Raw genomic sequence first — 14,807 nt, 5'->3', positions numbered from 1 at the left:
TGCGAAAGCGGCTACCGAACTCTGTTGCTGACCAGATAGGCCAGCCCGCCGACCAGCAGACCCCAAACCGCCGCGCCCAGGCCAAAGACGGTGACGCCCGATGCGGTGATCGCAAAGGTCAACATCGCGGCCTCACGCTCGGCCGGAACCTCAAGTGCTGCGAAAATCGAATTGGCCAGAACGCCGATCAGGGCGACACCGGTCAGTGTCCCCATCAACAGCGGATCGGCATGGGATGCAAAGCCGGTAATCGCCACGGCAAAGATACCGAATACACCATAGAACACACCACTCATGATGGCCGACCAGTACCGTTGCGCGGGGTCGGGGTGGCTGTCTTCATTGGAACACATCGCAGCCGTGATCGCCGCAAGGCAGGTGGCAGGTGCACCAAATGGCGCAGATAACAGGCTCGCCCCACCCACAGATGAAAACAGCCTGCCCGGTGCCGGGGTATAGCCAAAGCTGCGCATCACCGCGATGCCGGGAATATTCTGGGTCGCCATCGTGACAATGAACAGCGGGATGGCGATCCCGATGGTCGAAGCCAGCGAGAAACTGGGCGAGGTCCAGACCGGTGCCGCCAGCCATCGCGCCGGGGTCACCGATGCGTCGCCTGCGTTCAGCACCACAACCAGCGCGGCGGCGACAACGGCCGCCGGAACAGCGAACAGCCGGTTGATCCGGCCCGCGATGAACCATGTCAGGATCACCGGCAGGGCTTGCGCGGGCAATTCGACTGCGGCCTGAAAGGGCAGAATGCAAAGCGGCAGCAGAACCCCCCCCAGCATGGCCTGTGCCAGAGTCGTCGGAATGGCGGCCGCCAGCCGCCCCAGTGGCCGCCAAAGCCCGGCCAGAACCGTCAGCGCCCCTGCACACAGGAAGGCGCCCGTCGCCTCGGCAAACCCCAGCGCCGGTGTCGCGGACACCGCCAGCAGCGCCGCCCCCGGCGTCGACCAGGCGACGCTGATCGGTTGCCGGTACCACAGGCTCAGAACAATGGCGGTCAGTCCCATTGCGATGGCCGCCATCATCAGGCCCGAGGCCGCCTGCGCCGGAGACGCCCCCATCGCGGCCAGCCCCTGCAACACGATAGGAAATGAACTGAAGAATCCGACAATGGCGACTACAAGCCCGGTCGAGACTGTCTGGAGCGGTGGGGCAAACTGGGTCATGACTGCCTCGGGCGGTTGGGGTTGGTGATTGCTAACAAGCGGCGGCAGGGACGGGCAAGGTCTGAACGCGCAAAAGAAAACCCCGCCAGATCAGCGGCGGGGTTCGGGGTATGAGTATTTTTGAAAAGATGAAGATCAGGCGATCTCGGCCAGACGGGCCAGCGCCTCGTTCAGCTTGGCTTCTTCTTCCTCGCGTGCGGCGAGGTTGGCTTTGGCTTCCTCGACCACCTCATCCGGGGCCGAGGCCACGAATTTGGGGTTGTTCAGACGCCCACGCAGGCCACCCAGTTCCTTGGCCAGCTTGCCCTTTGCTTTCTCCAACCGCTCCTTTTCCGCGCCAATGTCGATGATATCCGCCAGCGGCAGGCCGAAGGAGGCTCCGGGAGCGGCAATCGAGATGGTGCCCTTGGGCAGCGCGTCCGCGCTGGTCAGGCTGTCGATGCGGGCCAGACGTTTGATCAGCGCCTCGTTGCGGTCCCACGCGGCTTGGCCGTTGGCGTCGATCTCGGTCACCAGCATCGGCACGTAAAGACCCGCAGGCACCCGCATCTGCGCACGGGCCGAGCGGGTGTTCTCGATCACCGAGATCACCCAGTTCATCTCACGATCCGCGTCGGCGTCGACCAGTTCCGTGCCGTAGGTCGGCCAGTCGGCATGGACGACCATTTTCGCGCGGTTGCCGGTCAGGCCCCACAGCTCTTCGGTGATGAAGGGCATGATCGGGTGCAGCAGAACCATGCACTGATCCAGAACCCAGCGCATGGTGGCGCGGGTTTCGACCTGTGCTTCGGCGTCGTCACCCTGCAGCAGGGGTTTCGACAGTTCCACGTACCAATCGCAGACCTTGCCCCAGACAAAGGCGTACAGGCCGTTGGCGGCATCGTTGAAGCGATAGCTCTCCAGCGCCGCGTCGACCTCCGCCCGCACACGGGCGGTTTCGCCGATGATCCAGCGGTTTACGGCGGCCTTGGGCTGCAGGTCGGCCACGTCCAGTTGCGGGACGGCGTCGGTAAAGACCTCGTTCATCTCGGCAAAGCGGACGGCATTCCAAAGCTTGGTGCCGAAGTTGCGATAGCCGGTGATGCGCTCGCGCGACAGTTTCAGCACACCGCCAATCGCCGCCATCGAGGCATTGGTGAACCGCAGCGCGTCGGCACCGAACTCGTCGACGATTTCCAGCGGGTCGATGACGTTGCCGGTGGTCTTGGACATCTTCTTGCCCTTCTCGTCACGGACGAGCGTGTGCAGATAGACGGTGTGGAACGGGATTTCGTTCACCACGGCCAGTTGCATCATCATCATCCGGGCGACCCAGAAGAACAGGATATCCGCGCCGGTGATCAGGACGTCCGTGGGGAAGTAGCGCTCCAGCTCCTCGGTATCTTCGGGCCAGCCCAGCGTGCCGATGGGCCAGAGGCCGGAGGAGAACCAGGTGTCGAGGACGTCGGGGTCGCGGTAGAGGCCGATTTTGCCCTCGCGAATGAACGAGATAGCCTCTTCCTTAGTAGAGACCTCGGCGATTTCCATGCCTTCGTAGTAGCCCTCAACGTCCGCCCGAATTGCATCAAAAGACGGGCCGCAGAATACCGCAAACTCCCCTTTGTTGTGGCTTTCCATACGGGCGATGCGATCAGGGTTCGGTTCCAGCCCCGAGCACTTCTGCTGAGGCCCATACCAAACCGGAATCTGATGCCCCCACCACAGCTGGCGCGAGATGCACCAGGGCTCGATGTTTTCCAGCCAGTGGTAATAGGTTTTCTCGCCCGATTCAGGGATGATCTTGACCGTGCCATCCTTGACCGCGTCCAGCGCAGGGCCGACGACCTTTTCGGCGTCGACGAACCACTGGTCGGTGAACATCGGCTCGATGACGACTTTCGAGCGGTCGCCAAAGGGTTGCATGATCGGTTTGCTCTCGACCAGTGGGACAAGTGCCGGGCTGAAGTCCTGCTCACCGTCTTCGTCCTCTGTAGGCCGGGCCTCAGTCCGGCTCGATCCCAGACGCGGATCGTCCGCTGGACACATAACAGCCAGACCTTCGCGGGTGATCTCTTCGACCACCTTGGCGCGCGCCTCGAACCGGTCCAATCCGCGCAGGTGATCCGGGATCAGGTTGATTGCGTCGATCTCATTCTCGGTGAACGGCTTGCCGCGCGCATATTCCTGCGCCTTGCCCGCCTCTTCGGCGTAAGGCGCGCCATCAGCCCGCATCGCGCCCTTGGTGTCCATCAGGCGGTACATCGGAATACCGCCGCGCCTGGCGACCATATTGTCGTTGAAGTCATGCGCGCCGGTGATTTTCACCGCGCCCGAGCCGAAGTCGGGATCGGGATACTCATCGGTGATGATCGGAATCTGGCGGCGATGCTCTTTCGGTCCAACCGGGATTTCGCACAGTTTGCCGACGATCGGCGCGTAGCGCTCATCCGACGGATGCACGGCCACAGCACCGTCGCCCAGCATGGTTTCGGGCCGCGTGGTTGCAATGGAAATATAATCCCGCTCTTCGCGGAAGATCACATTCCCATCTTCATCTTTTTCCAAATACTCATATGTCTCACCGCCCGCCAAAGGGTACTTGAAGTGCCACATGTGGCCTGGCGTTTCAATATTCTCGACCTCAAGGTCCGAAATCGCAGTCTCGAAATGCGGGTCCCAGTTGACCAGTCGCTTGCCGCGATAGATCAGGCCCTTCTCGTACATATCGACAAAGACCTTGATAACGGCATCATGGAAGTTGGGTGAGTTTTCGTGCCCGGTGCGTGGGTCACCTGGTGCGCCCGCCATGGTAAAGGCATTGCGCGACCAGTCGCAGGAATTCCCCAACCGCGTCATCTGTTCGATAATCTTGCGGCCGTATTGCCCCTTCCAATCCCAGACCTTGGCCAGAAACTCCTCGCGCGCGTAGTCGGTACGCTTCTTGCCCTCTTCGGCCATCAGTTTCTTTTCAACCTGCATCTGCGTGGCGATGCCGGCGTGGTCCTGACCAGGTTGCCACAGAGTGTCGAACCCGCGCATCCGGTGCCAGCGGATCAGAATATCCATCAGTGTATGGTTAAAGGCATGTCCCACATGCAGCGCGCCGGTCACGTTGGGCGGTGGCAGCATGATGCAAAAGCTCTCATCACGCGAACGGTTCGCGCCTGCCTTGAAGGCTCCGGCCTGTTCCCAGGCCTCATAGATACGGGCCTCGGCCTCGGCCGCGTTGAATGTCTTTTCCATCGCCATGGGATGCGTCCTGCGTCAACAAATTCGGGTCAGCGCCTGCAATAGCGAATGGAGACGGGAAGGGGAAGGCCCTGTGCGGCGACGATTGCCGAAGTCACTCCGTGCCGGTCGCCTCGCTTCCGTACAGGTGCGTGCTTTGCGCCGCGCCTTGTGTCATCGCCTTGGCCTGATCCTCCCGGATGCGGGCGTGAAGCGCCAAGGCTGGTGCCGAAAACAACTCGGTCGGCGGTTCGATGAGGATGAAATTGCCCACCCGGTCTTCGCCCCGCGCCAAGACCGCGTAATCGCGGTCCGCCACTTTTTGCTGTGCGTTCGGGTTCAGATACCGGATCGCCAGCCCGATCCGCCGATCGTCCGACGTATTGGGCCCCGAGCCATGGATTGTGAGGCCATGGTGCAGCGACATCTGACCCGGCTGCAGTTCAATATGTGTTTTGTCCTCGTCTGCCACATCGACAGCCACCTCCTGCCCGCGCGACAGCAGGTTGTTGTCTGAAAACGTATCGTTATGGGGCAGGATCGGGTTTTTGTGGCTGCCTCTGACAAAGTCCATGCAGCCGCTTGCTACCGTGGCAGGCGACAATGCGATCCACGCGGTCATCTGATCCGGTGTTTCGCCCATCCCCCAATAGGTCAGGTCCTGATGCATTCCAACAACCTGCGTCGTGCGTGGCTCTTTGATGAACAGTTCCGCAGACCACAGCAGCAAGTCCGGTCCCAGTATTCCTTCGACGACGTCCAGAACCCTGGGGTCCAGTGCGATACGGGCGACCAGCGGCATCACCACATGGGCGTTCAGGCGTTTGTACATGTTCAGCGGCAGCGGAAGGTCGGCCACGCGCCAGGTCTTCTCGACCTGCTCCAGCTCGGCCCGGAACTGTGCGGTCTCATCCGGCGAGAAGACAGTGATGGGAAAGGCAAACCCGTCTTGCCAATACGCGTCGACCGATGGGGCGTCCAGACGGCCCTGTGACAGGGAAATGGGTTCGGGCATGGGGGACCTCCGGCAGGCTGTATCTTAAAACAGCCTACGAATCCCTCTGCGGCTCCCGCAATCCTGTTTACGACATCGGTGTCGCCACACGCTTTCATGCAAGGCGCTGGACATAAGCAAGCACAGGGCTAGTGTCGCCATCAAGGCAGCGACAGGAGCATCCCATGGAAAAATTCGGCAAAAGCCAGCCCGTCAAACGGACCGAAGATCAGCGGTTCCTGACCGGGCAGGGGCGCTATATGGACGATGCCGTGCCCGGCAATGCGCTGTTTGCCGCTTTCTTCCGCAGCCCAGTGGCCCATGGCGATATCACTGCGCTGGATCTTGAATCCGCGCGGAGCGCCGACGGGGTGCGGCTGGTCATAACATTGGACGATCTTGCCGCCTCGGGCATCGACACGGTGATGAATGCAGCAACCTTGACCAACCGCGACGGGACCGGCTCTGCCGCGCCGGATCGGCATATGCTGGCCAAGGACCGTGTGCGCTTTGTGGGCGAACCCGTGGCCGTTGTCATCGCGGATACGCTGGTACAGGCGCAGGACGCGGTCGAGCTGATCTGGATGGATATCCGGGAACGCCCCGCCAAGCTGGACGTGAAAGCGGGGGGTGAGGCCCTGCACCCGCAAGCGCCCGACAATCGCGCGTTTGACTGGGGTCTGGGTGATGAGGCCGCGACCAAGGCCGCCTTTCAGGCCGCCGCCCATACCGTGTCGCTGAACGTGCACGACAACCGCGTCATCATCAGCTCGCTCGAGCCGCGGGGCTGTCAGGCCGACTGGTCTGGCGGGCGTCTGCACTTTTCCTATGGCGGGCAGGGTGTCTGGGCGATGAAGGCACAGCTGGCGCAAAAGCTGAAACTCGATGCGGATGCGATCCGTGTCACCACCCCGGATGTGGGGGGCGGGTTCGGCATGAAGGTGATGCCATATCCCGAATATTTCTGCGTGGCCGTGGCCGCGATGAAACTAGGCCAGCCCGTGCACTGGATGTCCGACCGGTCCGAAGCGATGCTGTCCGATCACCACGGCCGCGATCTGACCTCGCTGGCCGAGCTGGCCTTTGATGCAGATCACCGGATCACCGCCTACCGCGTCCACAGCAAAGTCAACCTTGGTGCCTATAACAGCCATTTCGCGCAGGCGATCCAGACAAGCCTGTTCAGCAAGGTGCTGATGGGGGTCTATGACGTTCAGACCACCTATCTCCGGGTCGAGGGGTTCTATACCACGACAACACAGGTCGACGCCTATCGCGGTGCCGGACGCCCCGAGGCGATCTATGTGCTGGAACGCGTGATGGACCGCGCGGCACGCGAACTGGGCGTTGACCCGTGGGAGTTGCGGCGCAAAAACTTCATCAGGCCCGGCGATTTCCCCTACACCTCTGCCACGGGTGAAACCTATGATGTCGGCGATTTCGACATGGTCCTGCGCCGTGCGGCCAGCCAGACCAGCGGGTTCGAGGCCCGCAAGGCCGCCGATGCCGAACGCGGTCTGATCCGGGGGCAGGGTCTTTGTTACTATATCGAAAGTATTTTGGGCGACCCTTCCGAGAACTCGAAGGTCGAGTTTTGCGAGGATAGCACTGTGAACCTTTATGTCGGTACACAATCGAACGGGCAGGGGCACGAGACGGTTTATGCCCAGTTCCTGTCCGATCAGACCGGCGTTCCGATGGACAGGATCACCGTCATTCAGGGGGATACCGACCTGCTTGGCCATGGCGGCGGAACGGGCGGCTCGCGCTCGGTGACGGTGCAAAGTACCGCGACCCTCGCCACCATTGACAAAATGATCGCCGCATTCACGCCTTATCTGGCCGATAAGATGGGGGTCGAGGACAGTGATGTGCGATTTGACCATGAAACATTCCGCGCGCCGGGCTCGAACCTGACGCCGACCCTGACCGAAGCCGCGGCCATGGCCCGCGCCGACGGGCGATTGGACTTGCTGACGCATGAGTCCCGCGCGCAACTGGATGCCCGCAGCTATCCCAACGGCGCGCATGTTGCCGAGGTCGTGATCGATTCCTTCACCGGCGAAACCCGTGTGGACCGCTACACCGTGGTTGATGATTTCGGAAATCTTATCAACCCGATGCTGGCCGAAGGGCAGGTGCATGGCGGGGTGGTTCAGGGCATCGGGCAGGCGCTGTCGGAACATGTGGTGCATGATGATCACGGACAGCTGCTCACGGCATCGTTTATGGATTACGCCTTGCCCCGCGCGGTGGACGTACCCATGATAAAGTTTACCTCGGCGCCGGTGCCGTCAACTTCCAACCCGATGGGGATGAAAGGATGCGGCGAGGCCGGCACGGTGGGCGCTCTGGCCGCTGTGGCGAACGCGGTTCAGGATGCGCTCTGGGATCACGGGGTGCGGCAGGCGGATATGCCTTTCACACCTCATAAAGTTTGGGAATTGCTGACGCATGGAACTGTCGCGGCTGAGTAGGAAGGTTCTGGGATGGCTCGGGCGGCCCTTACGGTCCGAGCACTCCGCCGAAACGCGGCACCGCGAGCCGATCAGCCACGTCATTATTTTAGATGGCACCATGTCCACCCTCGAACCGGGGTTCGAGACCCACGCCGGTCAGACCTATCGCCTGTGCTGCGAAATGGGCAGCAAGGTGTCGGTGTTCTACGAGTCGGGCGTGCAGTGGGAAAGCTGGAAGTCCACCATGGACGTGATGATGGGCCGGGGCATCAACCGCCAGATCCGCCGCGCTTATGGCTATCTGGCGTCCCGCTACAAACCCGGTGACCGCATTTATTTCATCGGTTATTCCCGTGGCGCCTACGGCGTGCGCAGCCTGGCTGGGGTGATCGATATGATCGGCCTGCTCAAGGCCGAACACGCGACCGAGCGGAACATCCTGCAAGCCTACCGCCATTATGAATGCAATGTCAGCGGCACTGCCGCCCGCGATTTCCGCCGCAAGTTCTGCCACGACAACGTCAAGATCGAGATGGTCGGTGTCTGGGACACGGTCAAGGCGCTGGGCCTGCGCCTGCCGCTGCTGTGGCGCTGGGCCGAGGATCGCCATGCCTTTCACAACCACCAGCTGGGCCCTGCCACTCTGCATGGCTATCACGCGCTGGCCCTCGACGAAACGCGCGAGGTGTTCGAGCCGGTTTTGTGGCGATGCAAGCCCGAGTTCAATGGCCATGTGGAACAGGTCTGGTTCCGTGGCACCCATGGCGATATCGGCGGCCAGCTGAACGGCTATGAAGAGGCCCGGCCGCTCAGCAATATCTCGTTGATCTGGATGCTGGACAAGGCCGAGATGCACGGGCTGCCGATGCCCGAAGGCTGGCGCACCCGTTTCCCCACGGATGCCCATGCGCAATCGGTTGGAACCTGGCGCGGCTGGGGCAAGATCTTTCTGCTGCGCAAACACCGCAAGGTCGGGCGGGACCAGTCAGAACGCCTGCATGTCTCGGTCGCGCCGGATGAATTGCCGGGCTGGGTGGCGATGCCGAACCTGCCGACACATCCCGCGCAGTGAAAGGCTACCATGTGCCACTGACACCAAGATCACCGGCACTTCAATGTCAGGTTCGAGCCCAAAGCGGACTGAAATGTGCTCACCAAAAATGAAGTGCGGCGATAGACATTCTCTTGAGCGGTCTAACCCATCACTAAATGCATTCACCGCCATCGATAACCAAGGCTTGCCCCGTCATAAAAGCGGATTCATCTGAAGCTAAATAGACGATCCCATGGCCAATCTCTTCAACTGTCGCCCACCGACTCATAGGGATCGCCTGCTCGATGTAGCTTTCCAGTTTGGCACGGCCACCCATCTGCTTTTCGAAGCCTGCATTGAAGGGGGTGTCTACAAATCCTGGACAAAGGGCATTGAAACGGATTGCATGGACGGCGTAGTCGGCTGCCATCTGCCGGACCATCGCAACAGCTGCGTGCTTTGTAGTCGCATAGGCGATCATGCCCCGGTCGTATTGAACCCCAGAATTGGAGGCCGTGACGATCACGCTGCCTCCACCTTGTGATTTCATATGGGGGACGGCTGCGCGCGCGGCAATGAAGTGAGCGCGGACATTCAATGCCCAAGAAGCATCCATTCCATCTGGTTCCACTTCTTCCAGCGTTCCTTCGATCTGCAACCCAGCATGAGAGTGCAACACGTCAAGCCGACCGAAGTTTTTTACTGCTTCGTCTATGGCTTTGGTAAGGGCATCGTCATCGGTCACATCAAGCTGTATGGCAGATGCTTGATTCCCCTGCGCAACGATCGCGGCCACAGTGGCTTCAGCAAGTGCTGCATCGCGATCCGTTACCACAACATGCGCACCCTCTTGTGCCATTGCCATTGAACCCGCCCGACCAATTCCTGATCCCGCGCCCGTCACGAGCGCGACTTTACCTGCAAGCCGCATTTCACTTGGCTCCTTTATTTAACTATTCGATTTTGAGGCGCCTCGGCGCAAAAGCAGTTGCGCTGCAACGAGCAACAAGAGCGACGCGCCCATAACCATAGTGCCGATGGCATTGATCTCGGGCGTTACGCCGCGCCGGATGGATGAGAATATGTAGATAGGCAGGGTTGTTTCTGAGCCAGCTACGAAGAACGCTATGATGAAATCATCAAATGAGAAAGTGAAGCTGAGCAGGAAGCCCGCCAAAATTGCCGGTGCTATCAACGGCAGGGTCACCTGCCGAAAGGTGCCCCAGGGCGTCGCAAAGAGGTCAGCCGATGCTTCCATGAGGGCACGGTCCATACCCGATAGCCTTGCACGTACGATGATTATGACCAGCGCCATTGTGAACATGGTGTGTGCGGCGACAAGCGTGGGCATCCCCATGGAAAGTTGCGGGGGATTTGCTCCATCGGGCCATAGGCTCGCAAGAAGCGGGTTTAGCCAGCCAAATACGGTGACCAGGGCAATGAGTGTCGCGATACCGATGACGATACCTGGTATCATTATCGCAATATAAATCATCGCATCGAATAAAGTTCGGAGCCATCCCTTAACCCCTTGTAAAGCGATGGCCGCCATGGTTCCGAGTGTGGATGCGAGGCAAGCAGTTATGAATGCCGCAAGCAGACTGGTCTCGAGCGCGTCCATAACAAATGGGTTGTTGAGCGCTTTGCCATACCATCGGGTCGAGAACCCCATGAACTGGCTTGCGTGTCGTCCGGCATTAAAGCTGAAAAGCGCGATGATGCCGATTGGAATATAGAGAAAAAGGTAGACGCAAATCGCGTACAAGCGCATCGGACCCTCACATCAGCGAGACATCTTCGCGCTGGCCACCCAGGCGCGAGATGAATTTCATGTAAATTGAGACAGTGACAAGCATTACGACAACCAGCGTCATTGCGACCGCCGATCCGTACGCCCAGTTTCGAGACTGCAGGAACAGGTCCACCAGCGCATTTCCGACGAAAAACACTTTTCCGCCACCTAAGATCGCTGGGATCAGAAATTCGCCCATGAGTAGGATGAAGACCAGCATGCAGCCAGTTGCGATACCTGGTATTGACAGAGGAAGTGTTACCTGACGGAACGTACGCCACGGAGTAGAGCCGAGATCCGCTGAGGCTTCCAGAAGGCGTTTATCCAGTTTGTCCAAGCTTACAAAAATTGGGAAAACCATCAACGGTAGATACCCATAGACAATCCCCACAAGCACAGAGAACGGCGTATTTATCAGGCGGACATCATCGATGCCGATCGACTCTAGTAAAGCGGGCAAGCCACGCCCCCCAAGGATGAAAATCCATGCGTATGATCGGATCAGGATCGATGTCCAGAACGGCACGATCACCAGGATCAACAGCGAAGTTCTCCACTTTGGTGAACAACGCACCGCAAGAAAGTAGGCGAGCGGGTAGGCAATTACCAACGCAGCGATAGTCCCCAGAGGTGCAAGGATCAAGGTGTTCTTAAACGCCGTCCATCGCGCAGGAAGGTTGGCATATTGTTCCAAAGTGAACGCTGGAACATAGCCTCCGGCGGCACCCCGTTCGCCAAAGGAAAAGACGAAGACGACCAGTAGTGGAAGGGCAAGCATTACCAAAAGCCATATTCCTGCCGGTGCCAGCAACAGTGCTTTTCTGCCTCGTTCGGTCATATTGTCCTCGTCTTTTCCGATATTGCGGCCTTGCCGCTTAGGCCGACTTGAAGCGGGCGAGCAACTCGGCACGGTTTGGATCGGTTAGCGTAGCCGCCGCGCCAAACTCGAGCGCATTCAGAAGGTCAGCTGCCGGATAAAGGATCGGATCTTCCAGCAATTCCTTCGGCAGCAACGCATTGGTGCGAGCATCAGCCGATGGATAGCCATGAGCGAGGACTTCTTTCGCATTAACTTCCGGGTTCAGCAGGAAGTCGATCAAGGCATAAGCGGCATCCATATGGGGTGCGCCCTTAGGAATAGCGTAGTAGTCGGACCAGAGTTCACCGCCCTCGGCTCCCAGAACGTAGGCGATTTCAGGCATGTCGACATTCATCTGCTTGCCGTCACCTGTCCAGCACATCGTCATCCACGCGTCACCGTTACGCATCGGTGGCTGATAATCCGACGAGATTGCAAACAGATGCGGTTTAGCATCCAGCAACAATTTCTCGGCATCCGCCAGTTCCTTCTCATCGACCGAGTTGAAGGAGTAGCCGAAGTATTTCAGGGCATTACCGATGGTGGTGAGTTGGTAATCATGCACCATTGTCCGACCTGAGTAACCTTCCATAGTAAGGTCCCAGAACTCTTTCCAAGTGGTTGGAGTCGGAGCGCCGTCAAGCTTACTAGTATTCACTGCAAAGCCGGTCGTGCCCCAGTTTTTCGGCACCGCGTAAAGCTGGCCATCGACAGAGCCGGCATCTGAAAAGCGCTGTTCGAATGAACCTGCGTCGTAGTTTGGCAGTTTGGACGTATCGAGCGGGATGATCAGATCTTCGCCCACATACGTAGTGATCGTGTAATTGGTTGGAACGAACACGTCCCAGCCAGACCCTCCGGCTTGCAGTTTTGCCAACATCTCTTCGTTCGAGCCAAAAACATTGACCTGAACGTGGGCGCCAGTGGCTTCCGTGAAGGCTTCGAAGTTCATCTCGTCATGGTAGTTCGGCCACGTGGCGAGGATCACTCGGTCGCCAATGTCTCCGGCAGCAAATGCCGGGCGTGGACGCAACCCAGGCATAGCCGTGCCCAGAACGGCCGTTGCCATCCCAAGACCTGTCACGCCCAAAAAATGTCGCCGTGTGACCGAACCCTTTTGGTACCGGCGAAGCTCTTCCATGAACTTTTGCTTGGAAATAGTCCCATTATCCTTAGTCATTGTGAACCTCTCTGTTGTTGGATTGCGGGATCTGTTAATTTTCCAGGATCAGCAGTGCGCCTTCGCCCCATGAAACAAAGGCCTGTTCTCCTGCATTGAACGTCCCCTCGTTCAATTCCGCTTGCCTTGGCACAAGTACGTGGAAATCACCCAGTGCTTCGTTGCGCGCAAGGTATTCTGTGTGCTCCCCAAGGAAGATCCGATTTTGAATGGTAACTGGCAAAGCAATTTCAGCTGCGGGCAGCGCGCGGGTCAGCGTGATCTGTTCAGGACGGATACTGACGCAAACTTCCTGCCCTGCATCTATTGGAATCTCCGGAGTTCCGTGCACCTTTTGGCCACTCGCTAAACGCACAGTGATTTGGTCGGCTACTGCGTCAGTTACAGTTGCATCAAAGAAATTTGAGGTGCCTACAAATCCAGCCACGTAGCGGCTGCGGGGCATGTCATAGAGTTCGCGTGGGCTGCCAACCTGCACAATACTGCCGCCTTCCATCACACAAATTCGGTCGGACATTGAAAGCGCTTCTTCTTGGTCGTGCGTGACGAGGACAAAAGTTATTCCCAGTTGTCGTTGCAGGTTCTGCAGTTCAAACTGCATTTCTTTTCGAAGCTTTCGATCCAGAGCAGCCATTGGTTCATCAAGCAGCAAAAGCTTGGGCTCGTTTACGATCGCACGCGCCAAAGCGACGCGTTGCTGCTGACCACCAGACATCTCCCAGATGCGACGTGGGCCAAACCCACCAAGACGGACAGTTTCCAGCGCTTGCTCAACCTTTGTCGCGATTGTTTGTTTGTCTACGCGTGGTCGTCGTTGGCGCAGGCCGTACGCGATGTTGTCGAACACGCTTAGGTGAGGAAAAAGAGCGTAGTGCTGAAACACCATGTTGACTGGGCGATGGTGCGCATCCAAGTCGTTGACGACTTCGCCATCGAGCAACACCTGACCTTCGGTTGGTTTCTCGAAACCCGCCAGCATCCTAAGTGCAGTGGTTTTGCCGCAACCAGATGGGCCTAAGAACGACAGGAACTCTCCTTTCCCAATGGAAAGATTCAGGTCTTTGGCGGCGACCACATTCCCGAAGGTCTTGGTCACTCCTCTGAGTTCCGCAATCGTCTGCATGGTGACGCTCATGTCAAAGCTCATATACTGCTGTTTTCCTTTTGCTTGATTTTTTGGCATTTGCTGGCATACCACTCAAACAAGGAAAAAGTAACAATAACTCGGATTAACTGTATATACCACAATTGGGGTATAGAGGTGCTTTTCGAAAATCTGGAGCGGCGTGTGTACGATTGGATGGAAGAGGCCGGCAGGGTCGTAGAGAAGATCGGAACCCCAGAATTTCCATGTGCTTTGGCAGATGGCTTACGGCAGGTCGCACCATTTGATTTTACGGTGGTGTTTGGCCATGTCGGAACCGAAGCACCAATAGACCTTCACGACGATTTTCCCAAAAGCAAACGGCGTATTTTTGTTGAGGATTACCAAGCAGGGCCCTACGTACTTGATCCATTTTTTTTGGCCGCGACAAAACCGATAACACCGGGTCTGTACCGCATGCGCGATATCGCACCGGACAGGTTCTATCAGGGCGAATACTATCGCAGCTATTACAAAAGGACTGGGTTAGCAGAGGAGATTGGCTACTTTATCGATATCCCAAGCACTGGGATGGTTGTGGTCTCGCTCATGCGATCAGCGAAGCCTTTTTCAGCCAAGGAAATTCGTCATTTGCACGCTCTATGGCCGCTCGTTCGGGCAGCCTGTTGCAAACATTGGAGTGACTTTCCAACGATGGCCCGCGGCGCCGCAGCGAATGGCGTTAGTCGTCGCGTTGATCTAGCATTCCAGGCATTTGGCGATGGCGTTCTGACGCCACGAGAACGAGAAGTCGTTGAGTTCACATTGAAGGGCCATTCGGCAGAAGCTGTTGGCACAATTCTCGGCATCTCTCCAGGCACAGTCCGCATCCACAGACGCAACATTTACGCGAAACTTAGGATCAACTCGCAGGGTGAGCTTTTTTCAAAGTTCATTGAAAAGGCTCTTTAAAAGGTTCCTTGAACACCCACTTTATCCGTTTTGCCGACCTTGCTACCTTGTG

Annotated in this window: 11 protein-coding genes; 3 read left to right on the top strand and 8 right to left on the bottom strand. The window is 58.3% G+C overall.

All coding sequences use genetic code 11. From position 1 onward, the window contains the following. Positions 1 to 11: 11 nt before the first annotated feature. From ACR3E2_RS08440 to ACR3E2_RS08430, 3 genes are all read right to left on the bottom strand, one after another. The gene (locus ACR3E2_RS08440) at positions 12 to 1,175 is read right to left on the bottom strand and encodes a benzoate/H(+) symporter BenE family transporter (protein WP_480484399.1); all 1,164 of its coding nucleotides are present in this window, start codon (positions 1,173 to 1,175) and stop codon (positions 12 to 14) included. A gap of 135 nt (positions 1,176 to 1,310) precedes the next feature. After that, on the bottom strand, positions 1,311 to 4,403 hold the full coding sequence (locus ACR3E2_RS08435; protein WP_480484400.1) for a valine--tRNA ligase: 3,093 nt from the start codon (positions 4,401 to 4,403) through the stop codon (positions 1,311 to 1,313). Between the two features lie 94 nt (positions 4,404 to 4,497). After that, on the bottom strand, positions 4,498 to 5,397 hold the full coding sequence (locus ACR3E2_RS08430) for a phytanoyl-CoA dioxygenase family protein (protein ID WP_480484401.1): 900 nt from the start codon (positions 5,395 to 5,397) through the stop codon (positions 4,498 to 4,500). 164 nt (positions 5,398 to 5,561) lie between these two features. Between ACR3E2_RS08430 and ACR3E2_RS08425 the strand changes: the two genes are divergently transcribed. Next, the gene (locus tag ACR3E2_RS08425; protein WP_480484402.1) at positions 5,562 to 7,853 is read left to right on the top strand and encodes a xanthine dehydrogenase family protein molybdopterin-binding subunit; all 2,292 of its coding nucleotides are present in this window, start codon (positions 5,562 to 5,564) and stop codon (positions 7,851 to 7,853) included. Next, positions 7,831 to 8,907: a DUF2235 domain-containing protein gene (locus ACR3E2_RS08420; protein WP_480484403.1), complete on the top strand. Its 1,077-nt coding sequence runs from the start codon at positions 7,831 to 7,833 to the stop codon at positions 8,905 to 8,907. Before ACR3E2_RS08425 ends, ACR3E2_RS08420 begins: the two co-directional genes overlap by 23 nt. Before the next feature lie 133 nt (positions 8,908 to 9,040). Here the strand turns inward: ACR3E2_RS08420 and ACR3E2_RS08415 are convergent, their stop codons facing one another. Genes ACR3E2_RS08415 through ACR3E2_RS08395 form a run of 5 tightly spaced genes read right to left on the bottom strand, consistent with a single transcriptional unit; the run spans position 9,041 to position 13,846 of the window. Continuing rightward, positions 9,041 to 9,799, bottom strand: a complete 759-nt coding sequence (locus ACR3E2_RS08415) for an SDR family NAD(P)-dependent oxidoreductase (protein ID WP_480484404.1) — start codon at positions 9,797 to 9,799, stop codon at positions 9,041 to 9,043. Positions 9,800 to 9,817: 18 nt separating this feature from the next. Then, positions 9,818 to 10,639 (bottom strand): ABC transporter permease, encoded by an 822-nt coding sequence (locus ACR3E2_RS08410; RefSeq protein WP_171176822.1) that lies wholly within the window; start codon positions 10,637 to 10,639, stop codon positions 9,818 to 9,820. 7 nt (positions 10,640 to 10,646) lie between these two features. Then, positions 10,647 to 11,498 (bottom strand): ABC transporter permease, encoded by an 852-nt coding sequence (locus ACR3E2_RS08405; protein WP_171176820.1) that lies wholly within the window; start codon positions 11,496 to 11,498, stop codon positions 10,647 to 10,649. A gap of 37 nt (positions 11,499 to 11,535) precedes the next feature. Next, positions 11,536 to 12,699 (bottom strand): ABC transporter substrate-binding protein, encoded by a 1,164-nt coding sequence (locus tag ACR3E2_RS08400; protein WP_171176818.1) that lies wholly within the window; start codon positions 12,697 to 12,699, stop codon positions 11,536 to 11,538. A 34-nt stretch (positions 12,700 to 12,733) separates the two neighbouring features. Beyond that, on the bottom strand, positions 12,734 to 13,846 hold the full coding sequence (locus ACR3E2_RS08395) for an ABC transporter ATP-binding protein (protein ID WP_171176816.1): 1,113 nt from the start codon (positions 13,844 to 13,846) through the stop codon (positions 12,734 to 12,736). A 153-nt stretch (positions 13,847 to 13,999) separates the two neighbouring features. Here ACR3E2_RS08395 and ACR3E2_RS08390 point away from each other — a divergent pair, with 153 nt between their 5' ends. Next, positions 14,000 to 14,755 (top strand): helix-turn-helix transcriptional regulator, encoded by a 756-nt coding sequence (locus ACR3E2_RS08390; RefSeq protein ID WP_170463244.1) that lies wholly within the window; start codon positions 14,000 to 14,002, stop codon positions 14,753 to 14,755. Positions 14,756 to 14,807 lie beyond the last annotated feature (52 nt).

Source organism: Ruegeria sp. AL7, assembly GCF_056536105.1.
The sequence above is the reverse complement of the archived record's forward strand: the minus strand, read 5'-3'. Positions and strand labels throughout refer to the sequence as shown.

Excerpts from the sequence above, each read along its gene's own strand:
- ACR3E2_RS08440 (WP_480484399.1), bottom strand. The coding sequence starts at position 1,175 with ATGACCCAGTTTGCCCCACCGCTCCAGACAGTCTCGACCGGGCTTGTA.
- ACR3E2_RS08435 (WP_480484400.1), bottom strand. The coding sequence starts at position 4,403 with ATGGCGATGGAAAAGACATTCAACGCGGCCGAGGCCGAGGCCCGTATC.
- ACR3E2_RS08430 (WP_480484401.1), bottom strand. The coding sequence starts at position 5,397 with ATGCCCGAACCCATTTCCCTGTCACAGGGCCGTCTGGACGCCCCATCG.
- ACR3E2_RS08425 (WP_480484402.1), top strand. The coding sequence starts at position 5,562 with ATGGAAAAATTCGGCAAAAGCCAGCCCGTCAAACGGACCGAAGATCAG.
- ACR3E2_RS08420 (WP_480484403.1), top strand. The coding sequence starts at position 7,831 with ATGGAACTGTCGCGGCTGAGTAGGAAGGTTCTGGGATGGCTCGGGCGG.
- ACR3E2_RS08415 (WP_480484404.1), bottom strand. The coding sequence starts at position 9,799 with ATGCGGCTTGCAGGTAAAGTCGCGCTCGTGACGGGCGCGGGATCAGGA.
- ACR3E2_RS08410 (WP_171176822.1), bottom strand. The coding sequence starts at position 10,639 with ATGCGCTTGTACGCGATTTGCGTCTACCTTTTTCTCTATATTCCAATC.
- ACR3E2_RS08405 (WP_171176820.1), bottom strand. The coding sequence starts at position 11,498 with ATGACCGAACGAGGCAGAAAAGCACTGTTGCTGGCACCGGCAGGAATA.
- ACR3E2_RS08400 (WP_171176818.1), bottom strand. The coding sequence starts at position 12,699 with ATGACTAAGGATAATGGGACTATTTCCAAGCAAAAGTTCATGGAAGAG.
- ACR3E2_RS08395 (WP_171176816.1), bottom strand. The coding sequence starts at position 13,846 with ATGAGCTTTGACATGAGCGTCACCATGCAGACGATTGCGGAACTCAGA.
- ACR3E2_RS08390 (WP_170463244.1), top strand. The coding sequence starts at position 14,000 with ATGGAAGAGGCCGGCAGGGTCGTAGAGAAGATCGGAACCCCAGAATTT.